The organism is Clostridium chromiireducens (assembly GCF_002029255.1).
Lineage (GTDB): Bacteria > Bacillota > Clostridia > Clostridiales > Clostridiaceae > Clostridium > Clostridium chromiireducens.
In genome coordinates this window covers 1-19818 of the sequence record NZ_MZGT01000080.1, presented here as the reverse complement: position 1 = coordinate 19818, position 19818 = coordinate 1, and the positions used below count along the sequence as shown (strand labels likewise).

The 19818-nt window shown below is 29.6% G+C and carries 20 protein-coding genes and 1 pseudogene; 3 read left to right on the top strand and 18 right to left on the bottom strand.

Features of this window, described 5'->3' with window-relative positions:
* Positions 1–103: 103 nt before the first annotated feature.
* The 12 genes from CLCHR_RS20600 to CLCHR_RS20545 all read right to left on the bottom strand — a co-directional run bounded on the left by CLCHR_RS20600 (position 104) and on the right by CLCHR_RS20545 (position 10373).
* Entirely contained in the window at positions 104–400 is a 297-nt protein-coding gene (locus CLCHR_RS20600) for a hypothetical protein (RefSeq protein ID WP_079441796.1), read from the bottom strand.
* Positions 401–580: 180 nt separating this feature from the next.
* A complete protein-coding gene (locus tag CLCHR_RS20595; protein WP_079441795.1) occupies positions 581–805 on the bottom strand; it encodes a hypothetical protein in 225 nt (74 codons plus the stop codon).
* 199 nt (positions 806–1004) lie between these two features.
* Positions 1005–1466, bottom strand: a complete 462-nt coding sequence (locus CLCHR_RS20590; protein ID WP_079441794.1) for a hypothetical protein — start codon at positions 1464–1466, stop codon at positions 1005–1007.
* Positions 1467–1601: 135 nt separating this feature from the next.
* The gene (locus CLCHR_RS20585) at positions 1602–1943 is read right to left on the bottom strand and encodes a zinc ribbon domain-containing protein YjdM (protein ID WP_079441793.1); all 342 of its coding nucleotides are present in this window, start codon (positions 1941–1943) and stop codon (positions 1602–1604) included.
* A gap of 95 nt (positions 1944–2038) precedes the next feature.
* The gene (locus tag CLCHR_RS20580; protein WP_079441792.1) at positions 2039–3259 is read right to left on the bottom strand and encodes an adenylosuccinate synthetase; all 1221 of its coding nucleotides are present in this window, start codon (positions 3257–3259) and stop codon (positions 2039–2041) included.
* A 62-nt stretch (positions 3260–3321) separates the two neighbouring features.
* A complete protein-coding gene (locus CLCHR_RS20575) occupies positions 3322–4245 on the bottom strand; it encodes a hypothetical protein (RefSeq protein ID WP_079441791.1) in 924 nt (307 codons plus the stop codon).
* A gap of 19 nt (positions 4246–4264) precedes the next feature.
* On the bottom strand, positions 4265–5299 hold the full coding sequence (locus CLCHR_RS20570) for a J domain-containing protein (RefSeq protein WP_079441790.1): 1035 nt from the start codon (positions 5297–5299) through the stop codon (positions 4265–4267).
* Between the two features lie 10 nt (positions 5300–5309).
* Positions 5310–6773: a nicotinate phosphoribosyltransferase gene (locus tag CLCHR_RS20565; RefSeq protein WP_079441789.1), complete on the bottom strand. Its 1464-nt coding sequence runs from the start codon at positions 6771–6773 to the stop codon at positions 5310–5312.
* A gap of 11 nt (positions 6774–6784) precedes the next feature.
* A complete protein-coding gene (locus CLCHR_RS20560) occupies positions 6785–7324 on the bottom strand; it encodes a cysteine hydrolase family protein (protein WP_079441788.1) in 540 nt (179 codons plus the stop codon).
* Between the two features lie 248 nt (positions 7325–7572).
* Positions 7573–8373: a ribose-phosphate diphosphokinase gene (locus tag CLCHR_RS20555; protein WP_079441787.1), complete on the bottom strand. Its 801-nt coding sequence runs from the start codon at positions 8371–8373 to the stop codon at positions 7573–7575.
* Between the two features lie 23 nt (positions 8374–8396).
* Positions 8397–9308 (bottom strand): NUDIX hydrolase, encoded by a 912-nt coding sequence (locus CLCHR_RS20550; RefSeq protein ID WP_079441786.1) that lies wholly within the window; start codon positions 9306–9308, stop codon positions 8397–8399.
* 276 nt (positions 9309–9584) lie between these two features.
* A complete protein-coding gene (locus CLCHR_RS20545) occupies positions 9585–10373 on the bottom strand; it encodes an RNA polymerase sigma factor (RefSeq protein WP_079441785.1) in 789 nt (262 codons plus the stop codon).
* 231 nt (positions 10374–10604) lie between these two features.
* Between CLCHR_RS20545 and CLCHR_RS20540 the strand changes: the two genes are divergently transcribed.
* From CLCHR_RS20540 to CLCHR_RS20530, 3 genes and pseudogenes are all read left to right on the top strand, one after another.
* A complete protein-coding gene (locus CLCHR_RS20540; RefSeq protein WP_079441784.1) occupies positions 10605–10817 on the top strand; it encodes a spore coat associated protein CotJA in 213 nt (70 codons plus the stop codon).
* A gap of 5 nt (positions 10818–10822) precedes the next feature.
* Positions 10823–11071 carry a spore coat protein CotJB gene (locus tag CLCHR_RS20535; protein ID WP_079441783.1) on the top strand — a complete coding sequence of 83 codons (249 nt, stop codon included), beginning with the start codon at positions 10823–10825 and terminating at the stop codon, positions 11069–11071.
* An 18-nt stretch (positions 11072–11089) separates the two neighbouring features.
* Positions 11090–11437 (top strand): annotated as a pseudogene (locus CLCHR_RS20530) (manganese catalase family protein); the annotation flags it as partial.
* Positions 11438–11663: 226 nt separating this feature from the next.
* Here the strand turns inward: CLCHR_RS20530 and CLCHR_RS20525 are convergent.
* The 6 genes from CLCHR_RS20525 to CLCHR_RS20500 form a co-directional block, all read right to left on the bottom strand.
* Positions 11664–13376: a methyl-accepting chemotaxis protein gene (locus tag CLCHR_RS20525; RefSeq protein WP_079441781.1), complete on the bottom strand. Its 1713-nt coding sequence runs from the start codon at positions 13374–13376 to the stop codon at positions 11664–11666.
* 236 nt (positions 13377–13612) lie between these two features.
* Entirely contained in the window at positions 13613–15226 is a 1614-nt protein-coding gene (locus tag CLCHR_RS20520) for a HAMP domain-containing methyl-accepting chemotaxis protein (RefSeq protein WP_079441780.1), read from the bottom strand.
* 25 nt (positions 15227–15251) lie between these two features.
* Positions 15252–15710 (bottom strand): chemotaxis protein CheW, encoded by a 459-nt coding sequence (locus CLCHR_RS20515; RefSeq protein ID WP_079441779.1) that lies wholly within the window; start codon positions 15708–15710, stop codon positions 15252–15254.
* A gap of 20 nt (positions 15711–15730) precedes the next feature.
* Complete coding sequence (locus CLCHR_RS20510; protein ID WP_079441778.1) at positions 15731–16777, bottom strand: protein-glutamate methylesterase/protein-glutamine glutaminase; 1047 nt, start codon at positions 16775–16777, stop codon at positions 15731–15733.
* A 34-nt stretch (positions 16778–16811) separates the two neighbouring features.
* Complete coding sequence (locus CLCHR_RS20505) at positions 16812–18863, bottom strand: chemotaxis protein CheA (protein ID WP_079441777.1); 2052 nt, start codon at positions 18861–18863, stop codon at positions 16812–16814.
* A 19-nt stretch (positions 18864–18882) separates the two neighbouring features.
* Complete coding sequence (locus CLCHR_RS20500) at positions 18883–19689, bottom strand: CheR family methyltransferase (protein ID WP_079441776.1); 807 nt, start codon at positions 19687–19689, stop codon at positions 18883–18885.
* Between the last annotated feature and the right edge of the window lie 129 nt (positions 19690–19818).

Here is a 19818-nt window from a genome sequence, read left to right as displayed (position 1 = left end):
ATATAATTCGATACTTAATATTAATTTCTGACATTAAACACAAATAAATATTAAAAATTCTTTTGTTTATGTACTTATTGATATTTCACTTTTTAGTGAAGACCTAAGTTTTCTTCTTCTTACTAACCTTTTTATTTACGCATTTTGGTTTATTCAGTATTAGTTCATTACTTTTTTCTACTAATCTTGTTCCAAACGTTACTATTTCTTGTACATCTATTACAGTTATATAATCTGTTTTTAATTCTTTTAATTCAAAGCTACCTCTCATAAGTTGTTTCTTAGCAGTACTTATAAGTTCTCTTAGCCTAAAAATACTTTCTTCAGTTGGATCGTCTTCATTTATTGGTGTAAAATACCCGATGTATCCACTTTTAAATAATATTTTTATTTCTAACATTCTGATTTTCCTTTTTGCAGAATTACTATCAATACATATATATTCATTTAAAATTGAAATGCTATTGTTGCAAATTTCAAACTAACAAGATTATTTAAGAGGTAATATTATACTAACCTTATTATTTAACAATGGTTTATATGAATATAAAAAGAACCCTATCACTAGAGTTCTCAAAAATTACGCTGAAACATCTACATATATCTTTGCTATATAAATATTTCTACGTTCTACCTTTAATATTTTAACTATGTTATGTTCCCAAATGTATTCAATAGCTTCACTAAAACGCTCAGTATTTAATTTTGTATCGTTACTAGATAACACTACTATTGATTGTTTACCACAACGCACTTTAGGCGTAACCTTTATTTTTTCTAATATCATATTTACATCATTATTCATCCGCTCACTCCATACAAGTTATATATATGATTTTATTCAGTCAATCTATATAATATACGTTGTTTGTACTATTTTTCTGACACAAGAAGCAAGTATCACGCTAATAAACTATATTTTTATTTATTATATTGTAAGCACACACTTTTAAATCCATATAGCATGGCACTAAAATCATATATCTTTATTTTTAACTTACTGATTATGCCAATATATCCTGAATAAGAACTAAATCAATTGAAATAAATCTTCCATAATCCTTAAAAACTGAATTAAAGCTAGGGGCACTTTCTAAGCATCTCCTAAATTCACGTTGTACTTCTTCACGCACTTTATTAAATACTCCCTCGAAATCATCTGACAAAAGTGAATTGTCATTTGAAGGCAGTACTGGATCAAGTAATTTTTTCGCTTTTATCTGTAAATCACTTAAACATTGTCCCATTTCGTTATTTATTGTTTCTCGTAACAATGGTGATTCTTCTAGTGGAAAACTTACTATTATAAAAAGTTTGCCTTTAGCTTTATACTGATCTCCCCAATCAGCTTCTACTAAATATTTAAGATCGTTTATCTCCATAGTTATGCTATCAAAAGCTTGCCGATAAATATTTTCACTCAAAATATTACAATCCAATATATACCCTTGATAATTTTTATCCATTTTTTTCTCCAATAAAATACTCTTTAACTTATATATTATTCGATAATAATATTTTCGTGAAATTTATTATTTTAAACAACGAAATAAGGAGAGCCAAATCCATCTCGATTTGCTCTCCTAAATACTCTAATAAGTTTATATCTTTTTAACGAATTCAGATTTTAAACTCATAGCTCCAAATCCATCAATCTTGCAATCAATATTATGATCTCCATCAACTAAACGTATATTTTTTACTTTTGTACCTTTTTTTAATGCTGATGAAGCACCTTTTACTTTAAGATCCTTAACTATTGTTACAGAATCACCATCACTTAAAATATTTCCGTTAGCGTCTTTAACAATTTTATTATCTTCACTATTTTGGCTTTCTAATCCTGCAGACCACTCATGAGCACATTCTGGACAAATTAGAAGACTCCCATCTTCATATGTATATTCTGAATTACATTTTGGGCAATTTGGTAAATTATCCATGAATTCATTTCTCCCCTCGTTCTTATTATTTCTAAGAATTACATGATACCATACTCTTCACCAATTAACAAACGTTCCAAAAGTTTATCTATATTTCAACGCTTTATAATCGTGTTTCTAGTTTTTCCATAACTTAAATAACAATTCTCCGGTTTAATTTTTTCACATATTTCCTCAACGAACCTATTGGTGCTATTTACGCACAAAAGATTATTTTTATAATAAATTGCCTCATCATTATCTATTTGATCTAAGCACGTTAAACCTATGGATTTTTTTATATTCCAGCATCCATGTTGTTTTACAGGCAGTATCTTCGTATAATCATTTTGTATATTCTCTGCCAATAAATCTATATCTAATGGTGCAAATCTCAATGTCCCTTGAAATTCATTGGAAATATTTGTTGAATCAATAATGTTTTTATATGGTTTTTCTTGAACTTCATTTGGCAAATGTCCAGCCCCATGCCTTGTTAAATAGCTTCTTGTAAGATAAATTACTTCTATATCTAATTGATAATTATTTATTTCTTCTAATAAATTTATCACATTGCTTATACCGGTTTTTGAATGTGTTACATGAGGAAAATATTTATAATCCTCTGATAACATTAACCCTTGAGCTCCTTCAAAAATCAGAGTATTATATTTTTCTGCTACCTTTTTTATATTAATAAAGTGTACTTTCGGTATAAATTGCCTGCCTATATCATCAATAAAATGACTTATTATACTATCATCATATAATTTCGCCATTAACTTATCTTTACAACCAACTAAATTTAACTCCTGGAGTCTATCTTTTATATATTCATTTTTTATAAGTTCTAATTTATCTATATAATTTTTGTTTAAAAGCTCATTACATGTTATCTTATATCTTTCTATATTATTTCTTATAATAGATTCGTTGTATCCTAGCCCACAACTGCCATGCCTATTATCTCCTCTATATCTTTCTACTATTTGATTTAAAATCATATCTTGAGGGATGATCACAGGACAAGTTAAATCAATCATAGTATACGGATCAATATTTTTCATTTTTAACTCATCATATTCTTTTAGAAATAATAATGGATTTACTGAAAAATAATTACTTAAAAAAGTTGGAATACCTTGTAAATTTCCTGAGCAGAAATGACCAAATACATGCCTTTTACCATCTGGAGTAACTACTGTATGACCTGCTTGTGCAGAAGAGTTAAATCTAATTACAATCGGATTCTCATTTATAGAACACATGTAATCTGTCATTAACCCTTTTCCTTCATCTCCAAAATTAGAACCTATTATCACTTTTATGTATTTCATGCTCCACTCTCCTTTTATGATATTAAACACATCCCCCCATTATAAATAATGAGGGGATAATATTAAAACTTTACAAGTCCATTATCATCTTTTGCATTTGGAACCAGTTCTTTTATAGCATTTCTAATTATTAAATTTGTACTTCCATCCCAGCTATCTGAAACTATATCTTTATTTTCACCATTCAATACTTGAAGTGTTGATACTATAAGTTCAGGAAGCTTTGTATAATCTGATAATTTTAAAGCTCTCTGCCCCAATATTTCATTCCATGATTTTATTACCTCATCTGGCTGATAACGCATATGGTTTCCTTCTTCAATAATAATGTGAAATACTTCATATTGCTTAGATACAAGCCTTAATAAATCTTGAGCCGACATACTATCAGTCTGGATTGTATCTCCAAAGACCTTTTCAATTTCGCTTTTTAGGACTGTTTTCGGACACTCTTCATCTCCTATAGTAAATAAATATCCCTTTTTTCCTCTTTTTATATAATTATCACATTTTGTATGCATCCCAGCAAACCACCAAGGCAGAGTATAACTTTCAGAGTTGTTTCCTCCCCCGCCGTGTTCTACATAAATTTTAGTTAGCTCTTTTGCAATTCTAATATCAGCTTCAAATTGTGTTACTTGTAAAGGAGCCGAATCATACTTTACATCACCAATCCCCATAAACATTATATGAGGGTCAGACACAGGCTTTCTATTATATACTTCAGTCGCTAACTTTTCTAATCCTACCCTTGCGATATTGTCAGCGATTATACCCATTGAACCAGTTACATCTAATCCAATAATAATTGGTGTTGAGTTTGGATTATCACTGCTGTCACAGCTCTCCCTAAAACTCACTTTATAAGGATTCAAGGTTGGATCAAGACTCCTTGCCGCAAATACATCATCTACTGTTTTCTTTCCTCTTATTGCCGCACTTGAATAGCTATCCCAAGCCCTTGAATCCCATCTTCCTGTTCCCATTTTAATACCTCCTAAATTCTCATATTTTATTGGTATATAATTTATCTATATCAATATTCATTTCTATAAATTTTTTCTCCCCATAACTTTCTTTAATAACTTTATCCCAAAGCTTATATTCTTCTATAGGGTTATTTACCGAAACTACTCTAACCCAATCAATAAGCGGTTTCGGTATATCTGGATCTTCTATGATATCTATTCCATTTTTATCCCCAAGTAAAGTTCTACCAATCAATCTTATGGATTCCAAATCTAAGAGAAACGTGCCCTTTTTAGTAGATTTCATATCTGGAGACATGATATTATAAATTTCATTAGATACTCCAAGCATCTTCCCATCTATAGGTACTGTATACCACCAACCACCTAATAAAAATCCATTATGATATGATGGAGATATAAAGTAATTATCAATAGTTAATCCATTGTGTGACAGATTATTATAATATAGAAAACATGCTATATTGTATAAACTGCTTAAAATCCATGTTACATGTCTTGGTGGAACTTTATTACTATAATAGCTTAATATATCTTTAAGAGAAAAAGCATCTTCTGATTTTTCTATAAGAATGCCTATTTTTCCATCTATGGTTTCAAATTTTCTTGATACTTTGGGAAAATACTTTTCAAACTCAAATTTCATATTGTTATTCTCGTACTTTAAATTTTTGATTCTGTCTAATGCATTATCTATAAAATTTAGATGTACTTTATCAATTAAATATAAAATTGATCTATTTCCAATATAATATTTTCCAAGCTCAAATGAATATTGTACATTATATTTCATTGAGTATTTTTCACCATCAGAACTGGTTATTTTAATCAATCCATCTCCTATCCAGTTACCATTCTCTAATAATTTAATAGCTTCAGTATATAATTCATTAATTTTACTTGCAGCCTCTTTGTATTTCTCTGAATCTTTATGCAAATCAGGATGAAACATTTTAAGAAGATTAATGTGCTCTTTTTTCGCTATATCCTTGTCACCTGTAAAAAGTTCATAGGGGTATTTCATTCCAAGTATCTCATCAACATTAAACAAGATCATCACCTCAACCGTGTAACCTATCTCTTATTTCCTTAAGTGAATAATCTTTGATTAAATTTCCATCCTTAAAAACCACTTCTAATAAATTGTCTTTAAACTCGTCCTGCTCTTTTATAGTAAGCTCGTCCCTATAAATAATATCTTCTCCATCTTTGTATACATAGCACATACCCTTTTGAGATTTTTTGAAATTCCCTGTATCAGTTTTAGGATCTTTAAAGATGAATTTTTCTTCACCATTAATTACTGCATGAGTTGCTTTTAGAGCGAATCCAAAAGTATCACGAGTATTATATTGATAAGTGTATGATCCAATTCCAAAAGTACAGTTGCTTACTGCAAATCCTTTTTGTTCAAGGCACTTACAGATCTCTTCGCATCTTTCAACTGTAATACTATCACCATAAATTGTTCCTATATGAGAATTTAAGACTTTATACCCTTTAGCATTAATTTCTCCGCCAAATATATCCCATAGAAGTTCAACTGTTCCTTTGTATTCAGGACTATCTTTTGGTGCTTCACTATCTCCACAGATTATTTTAACTGGATCTCCGCTATCTCCTCTAATCACTATCTTTCCATCTCTATTTAATATATCTTCTTTTAATATTGGAAGAATATTAGTTATAAGATTCCAATAATCATAGGTATCTGAAACTATGCTAAGAACACCACTTGGAAATACTTCATTAATCAATCTCTTATAAGCCTTAAGCTCATCAGTTCCATAAGTGCACATTACACTATGCTCTGTTGATGGAGTTCCAAGACCAACTATTTCATTTTCAATATTACAGTTATAATATTTTTCAAGGTAAAGTATTGATGATATTGTTGCTGTTCCGGTAAATGAAAGCAAGTGTCCTGCACTGCTGACCTGTGCACTTTCAATAGAACTAAATCCTCTCATGCTAAAATCTCCACAAGCTTTTTTTACATCACCATTTTCCACAGTTAAATCAAAATATTTTTCTACAATTTCTCTATACCTATATGCTATTGTTGCACTTGTCATAGGCTGCCATATATTACAGCTCATGAAGGTTTCCAAGTAATTTACAAGCCAGGCAAATTCATCGTGAGTATTAGTTATTTCGATCATAGGTGTTTTTATATTTACTCTTGTTCCTTCTGGAACTGCTTTAATTTGTATAGGTAAATAGCCTAAATCATGCAATTTCTCTATATGAGCTGTATCTGCAGCTATGCTTCCCATGGTTTTAGATATTACTCTCCTATACTCCATAACAACTTCATCCTTAGGAACCATAAAGAAATTTTGGTTGAAATATTCTATTAAATATTTTTTTATAAAAGACTGAAGTCCAAACATAACTACTTTATTCATGTCTTCTTTTCTGGACATTCTAGGAGTCCAATAACTTACAAGCTTTGTGAGTCCTGGTGCATAACACATATGATGTATTGTTTTATAAAAATCAGTTAACAATAATGGATCTATCATTTATATCTCTCCTATCTTATAACCTTAACGCCTAGTGATTCAATTACATCTAATGCTTTTTCATGAAGACTATCATCAAAACTTGCACATAAAGTTCCGTCTACACTTAAGTCTGCATTTATATACTGAGATTGAAATGTAATCACATTGCTTATCACGCATATATTCGTAACAATCCCAACAAACTCTATTTCATCTATATCTTCTCCAACATCTTTTGATATCTTTAGCATATCCTTTGGTGCTATTCCAAAAGAGTTCTTATTATAATGAAAAGTATTTTCTACACCTACAAATTCTTTTAATTCTCCATAAAGATTGTGACCTTCAGTATATATATAACAATGAGGTACAGGTAAATTCTTTCCTTCTCTTGTTTCTAGATAATTTTCAAAATGAGTATCATAAGTGAATAAAACCTTGTAACCATTATCTAGATATTTTTTTACTTTATTATATATTCCCTCTTCTAAGCTCTCTGCTTTTTTAAATCCTAAAGTACCATTAACGAAATCCTTTTGATAATCTACAACAACTAATAATTTATTCATAATCTTCTCCCCCAATTTTACTAATTAAATTTTTAAATAATTTCACTATTTCCATATCATACTTTCTCAATACATTGAAAACACTATAAATTGTTAACTTTTTATATTTTTATCTTTAAAAATATTTTTGTTTTTAAATTTATTAATTTAAAAGTTCTAAAATTCTTTTATTTTTAACAAGTAAACTTTATTTCTTTTTAAACATTTAAATTTATATAAATTACTTATCTTAAACTTTTTACGTTTATTTATATAATTATAGTGACTTCTAATTTCTCATGAACTTTTGATAAAATACTATTTGTAGTAAATACTTTAGTGATTAAATCCGTCTTTAAAATTTCACCATCAAAAATTGAATCTTCACAATGAGTAACTACTAAATAGATTTCAGAAGCCCCCATTTCTTTTAATTTATTTGCAGTTAAAATGAAAGTTCCACCCTTTGAACATAAATCATCTACTATAATTGCTTTGAAGTTATCATCATCAATATTTCCATTCATATCAAGCTTTTTTATATATCCTGTCTTAAAATCTCTTTCTTTATTGGCAGTTAGTATTTTTTCATATTCTATTTGTTTTCCATATCTTTTAGCAGCACCTGCATCTGGATAAACTAAATAAACAGGTTCTTGACTATTATTTAGTTTTTCAAGCACATTATTTGCTAACTTTTGTGACATATCTATAACCTTAACTCGATCCAATAAAGCAATACATACATCTGAGTGAGGTTCGTAAATTAAAACTTCTTCAAATCTTAAGCGGTTAATAAGTCTGCAAAAATATTTTAAAGTAAAAATTGTCATTCCTTCAGTCCTATCCATTCTGCTGTAGGGCATATATGGAATAACCAAAGTACTTTTTTTATTTAATTCATCTAAATGTTCTTTTAAAAACATTAAGTGAGTAATGTCTTTATCATCTTGAAATTTAACTTTTATTTCATTGATATCTTCTTGTATCTTCAATTCTTTGGAGTTTATTAGGCTCTCTCCATTTGGAAATTTTGTAATAGATACTTCTTTACCATTTAAATAAATCATTTTATACCCCTCATTTCTCTTATTTAAAATTCATGTTCAAAATTCTCATTAAACTTAAAAACCTTTGCTGGTCTAAATGGCTTACCTTCGATTATCTCATCGGTTTCTATAATCATATTATCCATCTTTCTTCTAAAATTAAGAATTTCTCTCCCCATTATAGCTTCATAAACATTTTGGAGTTCTTTTACTGTAAACAACTTTGGTAAAAGATTTAAAGCAATAGGAGTATATTCAATTTTATTTCTAATTCTATCAACTGCGTAATTAATTATTTTATTATGATCAAAAGCTAACTCTTGGTCACTATTACTTAGTAATTTAAACTTTTCTTCTTTTTTTCTAAAAATACTTCTTTCAATCTTTTCAATTATTTCATATTCAATATCTATCTCATTATCTTCGCTTTGAAAATTCAATTTATATCTGTTTGTAGTAAAGCTTTCATCTTTACTAGAGTCTAATAGGCTTTTTTCAACCCAAAACCATTTTGTTTCTTTGCTATTCTTTTCTTTTTTCAAAGTAATTTTATCCTTTGATATTAAAGCTATATTTCCTATACTTATAACTCGTGTTCTAGGATCTCTATTAAGTTCACCAAATGTATATAGCTGCTCAGTATACACATTATCAATCCCCGTCTCCTCTTTTAATATTCTAATGGCTCCTGATTCTAAGCTTTCATTATTTCTAACAAAACCGCCTGGTATTGCCCACTTACCTATATCAGGATAATCATCTCTTTTAATTAAAAGAATCTGCATACCTTTTTTAGGAACTTTCCTGGAATTCTTTTCAATACGATCACTTGTAGTAAATATTATTACATCATTTGTAACACTCGGTCTTTCGTAAATGCTTACATCATATTTCTTTAGGAACTCTTCTTCATTCTTATATAAACTATTACAACTCAATTGCAGCACCTTCTTCATTAATTTTTGCGATATTATATCAATTAATCTTGTATCAATTTAATATTACTAAATATTAATCTGCCATATATCTTTTGTTTTAATCATTTAGATATTATCAATTTGAACTTATGTATTTATCATACTTCTAAATTTTGTATTTGTAAATACTTTTCCAAAATATTTTTCTATAAATTATTTATCCATATCAATTTTGTATATAAGAAAAGCCGCATCTATAAATAGTGCGACTTTTCTTAATTAACATTTCTTTCATTGCAAAATGATGTAGAAGAGTTAATTATATTTAATTTCATTAGTTTTATGTAAAGCTGTAATTACGCTTGTATACCATTCATCTGAAGGCTTCTTATCTGGCATATTTTCATATAGGTATTTAACTTTTTTTCTTACTTCCTCATCATACTTGTAATCTTTCTCTTTATAATCTAAATAGTTAACCAACTTAATTTTTTCTACTTCTTTCTGTAAATCACTTCTTCTTTTAGAAAACTCAATCCAAGCACTGCAGCTACATGGATTATCAATGCTCAGAAGGTTGCAATGGTCTCCAAAAAATGAATCAAGATTCATTCTTGCTCTATAAAGGAGTCCTTTTGTAGCAGCTTTAGAAAGTTGTAATATTTCTGCAGTTTCATCTACCTTTATGCCAAACATATCTACAAGTGAAAATGCTATTCTTTGATTTAATGTTAACCTTCGTACCATTGCCAGAAAACAACCATTTTGTAAATCTTTAATTGATTCATCAACTATTACATAATCTTCTGGAAGAGGATCATTAGATGTAAAAAGCTTCCCATCTCCTTCTAGTTCATTAATTTCTTCATAAGATAATTCCCTAAATCCTTTTTCTTTTCTCATTTTCATCCTAAAAATATTAAGACAAATTATTGTAATCCATTTTTTTATTGCATTGTCATCTTTAAGTTGCGAAATGTTTTCCCAAACTTTAATTAAAGTTTCTTGAGCTATATCTTCAGCAACACTAGGATTGCAAGAAAGTTTAAGTGCATAATTATAAATATATTTACTATAATTTTCAAATACATTATCAAAATTCATAATCCTGTCCCCCAATAAATTTTAATTCTTAAAATTCTTCATCTTTAATTTTACCTTCTTAAAATAAATTAACACCATAACCATTATTTGTAAACATATTTATATAATTTTTATCTATATTACTACAAAAAACATTCTAATTCTAAAATTTGTAATATTTTATATCACATTAATTTATAATCTGCATAGATTATTAATTAAGTAAGTCACAAACAAAGGAGAGTAAACTTTATGTACAGACATGATGACTGTATGTGTAAACCAGAAAAAGAATATGCTCGTGCATATATAATTCCTCAAAAATATGAAAATTTGTATTCAATCAAGGAAGGATTTCTTAAAGGTACAATCTTTAAAGACCTTTACAGACCATACCGTGCTCATGATCATGGCGATCCAAATGAGCATTATTATCAATACAAAAAAATGAAATATGAGAGGTGAAAAAAATGCACGCTAAAGATGCACTAGATACTATAAGAATATACCAATTTTCTGCTATAGAACTTAATCTTTACCTTGACAATTTTCCAGATGATAAAAATGCAAAAGATGATTATGACAAAGTATCTTGCAAGTTAAATGACTTGATTAATCAATATGAAAAAGATTATGGTCCACTAACTAATCTGGGTTCTGCTCATGTAGAAAATCCACGCGCATGGGTCGAACAACCATGGCCATGGGAAAATTGTTAATAGGAGGAGTAAAAGTTTATGTGGTATTATGTAAAAACATTAGAATATCCAGTAAATCTTAAATGCAAAGATTTAACTATGGCCAAATACCTAATAACTCAATATGGTGGTCCAGATGGTGAATTAAGTGCTGCATTAAGATATTTAGATCAAAGATTTACAATGCCTACTGGTAAATCTAAGGCACTTTTAACAGATATAGGAACAGAAGAAATGGCTCATGTAGAAATAATTGCTACTATGGTATATCAACTTATGGAGAATGCAACTGTGGACGAAATTAAAAAAGCAGGTCTTGCCGGACATTATGCAGAACATGGAAAAGCTGTATTCTATACCGATGCAACTGGAAATCCTTGTGCTGCTAAACAGCGATATTTTTAGGGAGGAAGAGTTCTGAGGAAAATAGGAAATTCAGGAATCTTATGCATGTATGGTAATTTATCATAAGCTAAAGGAATTGAATATACCATAATAAATTGAAGCAGCAAAAGGAACCAGGGATATTTATAACCCCTAGTTCTTGTTTAAATTCTTGGCAATTCAAGAAAATCTCAGCTTACCGGTCACTATTTGATTTATATTTAATAAACTAGACTATAAATTTTGAAATTTCTTGTTTTAATTTTTCTGAGCTATCCTGTGATTTATTTGATAGATCCAACACATTACTAGATTTTAAAGTAACGTCAGCTATTCTTTGAGAAATATCAGTTGTTCCCTCAGCTCCATCACTAGCAGCTTGTGCCACTTCATCAATAGTCTTTAATACATCCTGTATTGATGCTAAAAGTTCTTCTGATGTTGAACTGAATTCTGTAACAAGATTTTCAACAAAGTTTGCATCATCTTTATATTTATCTGCAACCTCAAGCATTGTTTTATAATCCTCATACACATCAGTTGACACAAATTGAAGAAGTTTATTTGAACTGCCCGAAAGTTCAATAAATGAATCTGTTACCTTGGTAGTAATATTTTGAATCTCAATTACAGCTTCCTTAGACTGTTCAGCTAATTTTCTTATTTCTTCTGCTACAACAGAAAATCCTTTTCCTGCTTCCCCTGCTCTTGCAGCTTCAATCGCTGCATTTAATGCAAGTAAATTGGTTTGCTCAGTAATCGCCATTATTGATTGCGATAAAACATTTATCTGAGTTACTATCTTAGAATTCTCAATTGCTTTTTCAAGCTCTCCTTTTGTTCCATCAAATATATCATCTGCCTTCTTTTGTGCTATATTAACACTTTCTTTTGTATCTGATGCTCTTTTATTAATGTTTAAAACTTCAACTGCACCCTTTTGTGAATTTTTAGCTATAGTATCTATAGCTCTTTCTATTTCCTGTGTGGCAGCTGTCATTTCTTCTGAACACGCTGCGGTTTCTTCCATGTTGGCTGCTAACTCTTCTGTTCTTGCAGAAACATCTTCTAAATTATTATTCATAATATTTATATTATCTAAGCTTCCATTTACATTTTGATTAACATTTATTGCTTCATTTTTAACCATTTCAATTAATTTCTTTAAAGATCCTTGCATAAGAAAAACATCCATTGACATTACTCCAATTTCGTCCTTTACGCTACGCACATCTTCAGGAATTTCTACAGTAAAATCTCCATTTTTCATAGAATTTAACGTAAGTGATAAACTTGACATTGACTTTCTGATATTCTTAATAATATATAAGCTAATACCTAAAGCCGTAGTAATAGCCAAAATTACGATAAAAAATGTAATACGTTCTGTATTTTGTGCATTTGTTTTATAATTGTCATAAATAGCTTTAGCATTATTTGAGTTATAATCATTTAAATCCCTTACACTTGCTTGATATGTTTCTAATAAATTAACACTATTAATATATGATTTATATGCTTCATCAACTTTATTAGCCTTTACTAAATCTACTGAATTTAAAAACTCCTTTTCATAAGCTGCCAAGTTATTTTTTGTTGTTTGGTATAATTCCTTCTGTTTGTCATCAGCTGATAATTCATTTAATTTATCCATATCATCATTTATAGTCTTATTTCGCTTTTCAATATCATCATTTACTTGTGTTCTATATTTTTCATCTTTTGAAATGATTAAATCGAGAAGATTAGCCTTGTTAGCTCTTGTCTGTGTTCTTAAGTCTCCTCCAATTTCAATGGATTTTTCGCTATTATTGTACATCTTATCCATATTAGCAGTAGCTATTCGCCCATTATATATTGAGAATAATCCTACAATAATCAAAGCAACAATTACAACTGATACTAATATACCTAATTTCGTGCTAATTTTGAAGTTTCTCATTTTGATTCCCCCTAATGTTCAAATTTTATTTTAGATCGATTTTATCGCTAAATTTAGCTAATTAAATATTAAAAAAATAGCAGAAAGTTTTCTATTGAAAACAAAACTTTCTGCTGTTGTCCCTTATCTATCAAATATACTTTTTATATTTGCACTGATTCAATTTATAATCATCTTATTTAGGCAAATTCAAAAAATAATTAATACATCTGTCAGCATATTTTATTTCATATGCCTTAAAAATCATCATCTTCATTTAAAGGTATTATATCTTCTGGATTTGTCATAGTTTTAGTATATTTTACTTTCTTATTATCTAAAACAGATCTTGTATTATAGTATGAAGAACCTTTACTTTTCTTCTTTCCCATATTATTTTTAATATTCATATTAAATCCTTCATCATCAATCTCAATAGCCCCCTTAACCATTAAAGTAAGACTTTCAACTATCTTTTGTAATGTGCGTGCTTGAGCTTTCATTTCTTCTGCAGCAGAAGCACTTTCTTCTGCTCCAGCAGCATTTTGCTGTGTTACTGATTCCATCTGACTAATTGCTCTATTCACCTGTTCTATTCCTTGAGCCTGTTCTTGGCTAGCAGCGCTAATTTCTGAAATAAGGTTATTTAATTTATCAACCTTAGAAGAAATATCATCTAATGCAGTATTTACCTTCCCAGCAGCATCACTTCCACGTCCAGAAAGTTGTATATTTTTCTCAATGATTCCTGCTGTATCTTTAGCAGCATCTGCACTTCTTTGGGCTAAATTTCGTACTTCTTCTGCAACTACAGCAAATCCTTTTCCTGCATCTCCAGCTCTTGCTGCTTCTACTGCTGCATTTAGTGCCAAGATGTTTGTTTGGAATGCTATTTCATCAATAACTTTAATTATTTTCCCTATTTCTGAACTAGACTGCTTGATTTCCTCCATAGAAACCATCATGTCCTTCATTTCCAAACTAGCTGTAGTTGAAGCTTCATTAGCTTGATTTGCAAGGGTTGAGGCTTGTCTTGTATTTTCTGTGCTCTGAATCACCATAGAAGATGATTCATCCATTGTTGCGGATACCTCTTCAATAGAAGCCGCTTGTTCAGAACTTGCTTCTGCTAATTGCTGGCTTGACGCTGCCAATTGACTTGATGCTCCAGCAATAGACCTAGCAACTTCTCCTAATTTGTTAGAATTCTTTGTTAGTGGCTTAGTAATAGATAAAAGTATCAAAACATTTACTGCTATAGATGTTACTGTACCAATACATAAAAATATTATAGTTCCTATTTTAGTAGTACTATATGTGGAACTTAGGTTATCAGTATCTTCCTTTGAAAGCTTTTGATTAAATATAACTAAATCATTAAGAAGCCTACTGGCATCGTCAAAATTGGGAAGCCCCTGAGTTTCCATTAATTTCATAGCATCTTCGGTTTTCATATCTCTGCTAAGTGCCGTTACTTTAGAGCTTACCTCCGTATAACTATCCCATTTTTGTTTAACAGAATCTATTAATTTCTTGTCTTCATCATTAGAAATCATATCTTTACTATATGTTTGTATTAGCTGCTGTATTTGTGAATTTTTATCCGCCATGTTTTTTTCTAAATTTACCATTTGACCCTGATCCTCTGAAATTACATGCTTATATTGAAATGCTAGATAATCACTAGTTGCTGTATTTATAGCATTGGCTGTATCAATACTAGGCAGACTATTTGTAGCTATATAAATTCCATTGTCATATACTTTTCCAGTTGCGAGTATTGCAACTACCCCCATTATAAAAAACATTATAAACGACATTACAATACTTAAAATGATTTTGTTCTTTACTTTCCAATTACTAAAATTCATTTTCCTTACCTCCAATTTCTAATTTTTAGATTACATCTTTTTCATCTGTTGACATAATATTTATAGGTTCAAGCAGCATAATAACTTTATCTTTTATTTTTCCTATTCCTGTAAGATAATCCTTATTGACTCCTCCAAAACATGATGAAGGTAATTCTATTGTTTCCTTATTTATATCTAAAACTTCAGAAACTGTATCAACTACCATTCCAGTTAAACGAGTTTGATTTGATACTTCTGTTTCAATAACAATAATGCAAGTTCTAGCATCATATTCTCTACTTGGAATTCCAAACCTAACTCTTAAATCCATTACAGGAATAATCTTACCTCTTAAATTTATAATTCCTTTTATATATTCTGGCATTTTATGTACCGGAGTAATATCTAACATGCCAATTATCTCTTTAACATTCAAAACTGGTATTCCATAAAATTCTTCTCCAATATTAAATGTAAGAAATTTATTCAATTCTAATGCCATTTCTACACCTCCACTCTGATTTAATTATTTAAATATTGAATTATGTCATCTACAATGTGATTTAGTGAAACTATTTTTTTAGCAGCTCCCATTTCGATTGCTTCCTTCGGCATTCCAAAAACCACACAACTTTTTTCATCTTGGGCAATAGTATATGCGCCCTCATTTTTCATATTCAAAAGACCAGCTGCACCATCTTTTCCCATACCAGTAAGTATAACTCCTACAGCATTCCTTCCTGCATACTTTGCAACTGAATCAAATAGAATATCCACCGAAGGACGTTGATGGTAAACCATAGGTCCATTATGAAGCTGCACATAATATACTGCACCGCTTCTTCTGAGTTCCATGTGCATATTACCAGGCGCTATTAAGGCTTTCCCAGGAGAAAGTATTTCCCTATCTTCTGCTTCCTTTACTTCTATGGCACATATTTGATTCAGCCTTTGTGCAAAGGATTTCGTAAAATGCTGAGGCATATGCTGCACTATCATTATTGGAGGTGCAGATGGAGGCATTTTTTCTAGTAATTCTTTCAATGCTTCTGTGCCTCCTGTAGATGCACCAATCGCAATAATTTTATTTGTAGTTTTAATAAGAGACGATTTCTTATTTTCACTAAAAACAGCAACCTCTTTTTTATTTTCTTTAATTCCTACTTTCCAATTTGGAATTTTTGAAACTGCTAATATCTTTTCTATGAGCTGTTCAATCATATCATTTACAGAATATGAAACTGATGGTTTTGCCACTACTTCTAGTGCACCATATTCCAATGCCTTTAGAGCTGTTTCGCTGCCATTTTCTGCTATGGAACTAACGATGATAACTCTAATTGGATAGTACTTCATTAACTTGCGTAAAAAGGTCAATCCATCCATTCTAGGCATTTCTATATCTAAAAGAACAATATCAGGTTTTAATTTTATGATTTTATCCCTCGCAATATACGGATCTGGTGCTGTATCAATAACCTGAATTTCTTTTGTTTTTGACAGTTCACTACTTAATATTTTCCTTACCATAGCGGAGTCATCCACTACCAATACCTTTATCTTATCCATATTAATTTCCATCCTTTAAAACCAGTTTTAATTCCTACATTTTAAACATTTCCTCAACATCTAATATAAGAGATACCCTTCCATCCCCAAGTATAGCTGCCCCTGATGCATAAGAAATCGAAGAAAATTCACTTTCTAAAGGTTTAGATACAATTTCCTGCCGTGCAATAATCCTATCAACAGGAAATGCTAGTAATTTTTGATCCATTTCTAATATAACAACTTCTCTTAAATTATGTAGTGTATCGCTTTCTGGAATATTAAACATCTTAGGCACATCTACAACTGAAATAACGTTGTTTCTTATGAGTAAAGCTTCCGTTTTATTTTGAATACTAACCAAATTACTCTTATCTACTATAAAAAACTCTTTAATAAATAAAGTAGGTATAATATATCTTCCTCCTGCTGCTTCAATTATTGTTCCATTCATTACAGCAAGATTCATAGGGATTTTTACTGTAAAAGCACAACCTTCCCCTAAAACATTTACTACATCAATCTTTCCACCCAAATGCGAAATAACTTCTTCTACTACATTCATTCCTACACCTCTGCCAGAAATGTTATTAACAACTTCTTGTGTAGAGAAGCCAGGCTTAAAAATAAATTTTATAATTTCTTCTTCACTATATACTTTATTTTCTTCAGCCATATTTAAAGCTAACGCTTTTTTTAGAATTTTTTGTGTATTAATACCTTTTCCATCGTCAGATACCTCTACATAGACACTATCTCTTTTACTATAAGCTTTTATTTTTATTGTGCCTTCTATCTTTTTACCAGCTTTTATTCTTTCCTCTTCCTCTTCTATACCATGAGAAACAGCATTTCTAACCAGATGCATCAATGGATCAAATATTTTTTCTGCTGCACTTCTGTCAATTTCTGTTTCTTCCCCTTCAATTATTATGGAGATTTTTTTATTAAGTTCAGCTGCTGTATCCCTTGCAACTCTGTGAAGTCTATGTAATGTTGGTTTAATTTCTATCATTCTAAGAGACATAGATGAAGCTTGTATTTCCTTAATCAGCTTTGATGACCTTGACAAATTATTCATCATCGCAGAATTTCTTCCAAAAGCTTCACTAATCTGCTGCTCAAACTGAGAATTTAAAATAAGAAGCTCTCCAAGCATATCCATAAGGCCATCGACTTTCAATACAGGTATCCTGATAAAATTCTCTGCCTGCTTTTCACTTGATGGGCTTTGTTTTATATTCTGCGAATTTGATGCATTTGCTTTTTCATCAATAGTAACTTCATTTTCTTTTTTGCTGCCTTCTAGTTCTTGCTTAATTAAATCTATAACAATTTCTTGCTTTTTAACTTTGGTAACTTCTGATGTATTGAACAATTCATTAATTAGCAAATCTACATCTTTATCAGTAACAATTAGAAAACTAATGCTATTATTATTAATTATAAATTCTTCATCACTTCCTAGTTCCTCTTCACTTGGGCATTTAGGCACAGATGAGATTATTGAACCATAAGCACTAGCTACTTCAAAAATAAGCCAGGTTCTAATAGATTTCATTACACATTTTTCATCTATAGTTACCTCAATCCAATATGGTATAAAACCTCTATTAAAATTTTCTAATATTCTATTCCATAATTCCGTATCACTCTTAAATTCTTCTAGTTTGCTTAATATCTCATCATGTTTATTATTGTTTTCAGATGATTCATCTATATATGGTGCATTTCCTGTTAGAATTTTTATTAATCCTTCAACTATTTCTGTAATAACAATATTTTTATCACATTTATCTTTATTAATAAATGTAAGACAATCCTCCATAAAGTCATGGAAAGAATACAAAATATTGATAATTTCATCTGTCAAGACTCTCTGACCGCTACGTACCTCTTGAAGAAGGTCTTCCATCTTATGTGTCACTTTTTCTATATTATAAAATTCCATAGCTGCTGAATTACCCTTAATTGTATGAGCTACTCGAAAAACGGTATTTATTACATCATTTCTGGTATTTCCTTTTTCCATTTCCATTAAGGCTTCATTTAAACTCATTAAATTGTACTTTAAATCTTCAATATACCCCTCAAGTATTTCATTCATATTTCTATTTCACTTCCAATCACTTCATATATATAGCAGGTCCAATATATTGATATTTGTGGGATTTACTAACTAAACTTTCAGAATGCCCAATAAATAGTAGTCCTCCCTGCACAATATTGTTATAGAATTTATTAATTAGCATTTCCTGAATAGGATTACTAAAATAAATCATTACATTTCTACAGAAAATAATATCAAATCCTTTTTTAAAATTGTAATCTTGCATTAAATTAAAATGCCTATATTGAATCATGGATCTAATTTCTTCTTTTATAGAAAAACCATTTCTAACTTTATCAAAATATTTATAAAGAAATTCTTCAGGTATATCTTTACATTCAGAGTAAGAATATATCCCCTTTACTGCTTTTGATAATATTTCGCTATCTATATCTGTTGCTAAAATTTTAATGTTTATGCGGTTACCAAAACACTCTCTAAAAAGTATTGCTAATGATACAGCTTCCTGTCCTGAAGAAGAAGCTGCACTCCATATTCTAATTTCATTTTTCCTTGCAATTCTAGGGTTGTTTTTCATTATAAATGGTATATTATTTTCTATAAAATCAAAATGCTGCTTCTCTCGAAAGAATTCAGTTGTATTTGTAGTCATATCATTTATAAATTGTTGAAAATGCTCTTCACAATCATATTTCTGCAAATATAGTAAGTATTCATCATGATTGTGTATATTTAATTTTCTCATTGACTTCTCTATTTTCAATTTGAAGGTTTCTTTTTTGTTTTCTTTGACAAATATGCCCGTCCTTTTGTATAGCAGATCACAATATTTCTTAAAATATATATCTGTAAATTCATCCATTATATCTTCACCTCCAAATCACTGTCGTTAATTATATTCGACTATTTACTACATTATTCCTTTATATATTCGACTATATTTTTATAAACTTTATCAAATAACGTAAATATATATATATTGAAATAAAGG